Consider the following 1,974-nt stretch of genomic DNA (forward strand, 5'->3'; position numbering starts at 1 on the left):
TAATGGCAGCTACAGCCCAAAAACCACCTTATAAACCCCCAAACACCGAAACATCCACCCGACCAGACCCTAAAACCCCGGGCTACACGAACCGCAAAAACCGCCCGGGGAGACTATTGAATCCTCGACAAACATTAATCACGCAAAAATGCTCTTAACTAGCTTCGTCGACGAGACAGAGCCAGGTATTGAGTTCCTCAACGCATTCCTGGAGAGACCCGTTTACACCGCTTCCCTCAGATTCTGTAGTAAAACTTGTTTCCCAGTGCGGCCACGCCACTACTCGTGCAGGCCATGTTTGCACCTTCACGCCCAGGTTAGCGGCTTCGCGCGCCCGGACTTCGAACACGTCGTGTATCGCTGCTGCAATCTCATCCAGTTCTGGAGCCCCGCTACGTTGCACCAAGTCACGTAAAAGCAGCAGGTCAACCACATCACGCGAACGGTCGTTTACAAGCTCAGGGGGTTGATGCGGGCCGGTGACCGCGTGCACCTTCTGCGCTATCTGGTAGCTCATGGACAAAGTCGCAATCCTAGCTGGCGATTCAACACCAAAGCCAGCCAATGAGGGCGCCGCCACGCTTTCCACCAACCGCCCGGCATCGCCCTCATCAGCGGAAATCTCGACCTGGACGCGACGCCACGTAACACCCTTAATCAACACCAAAACATCAAAACGCCGCGGTTTCAGCACACGCCCGGGCACCGTGATGACTTCCGCTTCCGTGCGTGAAAACTCGAAAGGACCCCAAGACTCAACTAAAACCTTGTCTAATTCATTAAAGAAAGTGTCGAAATCCGTACGCACCAGACCATCGATATCCCGCGTGTTGCGTGTCGTATCCCCGAGCCGGTACTGCAACATAGTCCCGCCTTTCAGCAAGAAAAACGGGCCCGAATTCTTCCCATCTCCCGCAACACAGGCCCGCTGCAGCACTCCAGTCACCACCGTGGCAGCAATCAACCAACCCAACCGTGGCCCACGCGTCCCCAACTGCGCTTGAGCCTGTTCCACCCACTTATCCAAAACACGAGCCGAAAACGGCTCTTTACTCTTGGCTTGCAACAAACCCAGCCGCGCAGCTAACCCTTGCAAGCCCGCCGGTTCCTCCAGACGCTGGGAATCCCGCAATTCTGCCATGACTCACACCCCGTCCCGATGTGCCAAAGCAGACAAAAATAGCTCGTGCTGCGTCGAGGTCAACAGCCCCCGTTGCAAACCCAACTCACCCGCACGCTTCAGCACCCGTGTCGATACCCCGTAGTCCACGCACTGGATCAAGGCTGTTGACACTACCACCACCGGAAGCCCTTGGCACCAAGCTCGTTCCCGTGGCTCCAAATCCTGGTAATGAACCACAAACCCTTCACCATCTGAACGCCGCACACGTCGCCCCCGACCAACCGTCACATGCTTCACCTCGGGCAGGCTTTCCGTGACTTCCCACACCTCCAAAGCCGTCTCATGGCTCAAACAAGCCCGGGTCTCTCCTGTCCACAAAACCGGCAAATGGTAAGCATCCCAGGGCGTCTGCGCCACACCTGGCACACGATAAACACCCCGGACCAGACGCCCAATCCGGCCCCGAGATACCATCTTGGACAAATCCGCGTCTGTCACCCCTGCAGCGATTGCCTGACCCCGAGTCACGAATCCGTGCTGGTCAAGGGCAATCTCGCGCAAATCATCTAATCTAGACATGTCAATACCTTACCAAAAAGGAAAGGTATTGACAATCGCTGACCTCTCATGTTACGCCCTCAGCCTCGCAGGACAGACGGCCAACACGGGCGACCATGCCCTCATTAACAAACTCCCCGGTTACGTCGATCGGGTCGAGATTCTTCACCTTTCAATAGTCTCCCCGGGCGGTTTTTGCGGTTCGTGTAGCCCGGGGTTTTAGGGTCTGGTCGGGTGGATGTTTCGGTGTTTGGGGGTTTATAAGGTGGTATTTGGGTTGTAGCTGCCAATAA

General features: G+C 56.0%; 2 protein-coding genes. Both read right to left on the minus strand.

Going from position 1 to position 1,974, the window contains the following annotated elements; translation table 11 throughout:
- Window positions 1-154: 154 nt before the first annotated feature.
- Window positions 155-1,141, minus strand: a complete 987-nt coding sequence (locus HMPREF0574_RS09260) for a nucleotidyl transferase AbiEii/AbiGii toxin family protein (protein WP_004008485.1) — start codon at window positions 1,139-1,141, stop codon at window positions 155-157.
- 3 nt (window positions 1,142-1,144) lie between these two features.
- On the minus strand, window positions 1,145-1,702 hold the full coding sequence (locus HMPREF0574_RS09265; protein ID WP_004008486.1) for a type IV toxin-antitoxin system AbiEi family antitoxin domain-containing protein: 558 nt from the start codon (window positions 1,700-1,702) through the stop codon (window positions 1,145-1,147).
- Window positions 1,703-1,974 lie beyond the last annotated feature (272 nt).

Source organism: Mobiluncus curtisii subsp. curtisii ATCC 35241 (genome assembly GCF_000146285.1).
Lineage (GTDB): Bacteria > Actinomycetota > Actinomycetes > Actinomycetales > Actinomycetaceae > Mobiluncus > Mobiluncus curtisii.